Annotated in this window: 1 protein-coding gene and 1 pseudogene; both read right to left on the bottom strand. The window is 54.7% G+C overall.

What is annotated here, in order from left to right:
- Positions 1 to 292, bottom strand: a pseudogene (locus JTP94_RS09825) (SAM-dependent methyltransferase); the annotation flags it as partial.
- Positions 293 to 843: 551 nt separating this feature from the next.
- The gene (locus JTP94_RS09820) at positions 844 to 1,680 is read right to left on the bottom strand and encodes a hypothetical protein (protein ID WP_204850333.1); all 837 of its coding nucleotides are present in this window, start codon (positions 1,678 to 1,680) and stop codon (positions 844 to 846) included.
- Positions 1,681 to 1,927 lie beyond the last annotated feature (247 nt).

Below are 1,927 nucleotides of genomic sequence, written 5' to 3'. Positions count from 1 at the left end.
GGTCATAATGGTGGGCGACGTTGCGACGCGCACGATCGATCGGATTGTATTGCTTCAACCGACCCATGATGCGGGACAACAGCGAGAACCAAGCCGCCTGCTTGAAGTTGCCGTAGTTTCTGGCAACGATTTCGAGAACATCGAAAAGGCTGCCCTCCTCGATGGTCAGCAGGCCGTCCATGTAGGCTTCCCCTACCGACAGTTCGGGATTCAGAGCCAGCGTATAGTCGAGATGGCGAGCGCCCAGCCGGATCGTACAGCGAGGTGGAGTGCCGTCTCCACAGTCGTGCATCTTCCCGTGTCCATCGATCAACCGAAGGCTGCCTGTTCGGACGATTGACTTCAAAATGGCGGGAAACAGCATTTGGCAAGTCCTCAGCTCTGATCGTCACGCGGATGCGGGCGTCTGGCGCGCAATTCCTCCGACATCTAACGCCTTTGCAGTGAACAACAATATTTCTGTCGCTTGGCATTTAATCCTGAGAATGCGACAGTTCTTGCAAGGTCTGGCATTTAAATTGAGACTCGCGGACGCGAATCCTAGTCAATGACGACACTAAAACTAGCCACAACCTTCTGGAATCGTTGCGATTTATGCAAAAATTGCGAGAAAGCTGTTCGTCATAGGTTTCGTGACAGAATCTCAATTTAAGTGGTAAAGGTCGATCGATATTTTCAAATTAAGTGCCAAGTGTCAAATTATGTGCAACACTAACTATTTGATTTCGTTGGAGCGAGAGTCTCACGATTAAATGCCAAACGACACTAGCCGTGAAAATAATCACTCCCGCTACGGCCAATAGAGCGAACGTTGCGTTTGATACTGCATTCATTGAATTCCCCCTAATTGCACGACTCCGGAATCGGGTCGCTCGTCCAGATATTGCCGTCGCAAACGCCGAGTTCCGACACGGCGGCTCGGAAAAGTAGGTTGCGCTCTTGTCCCCACGCGTCCCGGAACGCTTGGCCAACCGCAGAAGCCCATTGAGGTGATCGATTTTCGGCATCACCGACATCTGCAACGCCCCCCGCCTCGCTGTAGGACGTGCGCGTGGCGGAGACCGGCCTGCCGTAGGAGAACGCCTTCACGGGCGCCTCGAAGGCCGCCGCCGGAGGTCCGCAGGCGTTGTCTATCGCATGGGTAGTCTCGGGATAACTTTCCGTTGTTACGCCCACTCCGTCACGAAAGAGAAAGCAATAGGGATCGTCGGGATACTCCCACGTCTTTTCCTGTGCAGGCTCCACGACGTATCCGGCCACCGGAAACTGACCATTCGACGCCGTCCACATGCGTGAAGCCAAGCGGCCGGTGCAAGTCGTCAAGTCGATCCTCCCGGCGTCGACGCAGGCATTGACGATCCAGCTGGCGAGCTGGTCAGCGCTGGGAAACAGCATATAGGCCGTTGTGGTGACGTGATTCTTTGGGAATTGTGTGTCGGTGTATGTACAGGCTTGGACGGGCAGGCCTTGCCACTCCGGAAACTGCTTCAGATCTGCATCAGTGCAGTTCTGCCTCATGTACTGGCCATCATGCTGCTTGTCGCTGACGTGCGGGCCTAGCCAAGCGGCGATCCGTTTCTGCAAAATCGCAGGCGACTCTTGAGGGGCCTTTGCCGAAGCCGTCGAGCCGATGGCGATAGCGATAAAACAGCTTGCCGCAAGTCTCACCAATGTCGCCATTCAATAAGATCTCCTGCTCAAATCCATCCAGATGTTAAACATATTCCTTATAACATCCAGTGCCCCAAATCATGAAGCTTGGGTGACCGTCGGGACCAAACAGATCGTCAGTTAGTGCCCGATCGGGACGTCGTCCTGATCGGGTGTCGCCAGCCGGATTCCATAGCACAACTCTCCTCTCCGACTCGGAATCGCATTCAGGTTTCGACGGTGGCCGGTTGGATCGCCGGCGCTCCTGACATGGCGA

This window comes from Martinezella lusitana, from assembly GCF_016901135.1.
Taxonomy (GTDB): Bacteria; Pseudomonadota; Alphaproteobacteria; order Rhizobiales; family Rhizobiaceae; genus Rhizobium; species Rhizobium lusitanum_D.
Note: the sequence above shows the minus strand (reverse complement) of the source record. Positions and strands in the feature narration are given on the sequence as shown.

Bases quoted from the DNA above. Each gene is read 5' to 3' on its own strand.
- JTP94_RS09820 (WP_204850333.1), bottom strand. From the start codon at position 1,680: ATGGCGACATTGGTGAGACTTGCGGCAAGCTGTTTTATCGCTATCGCC.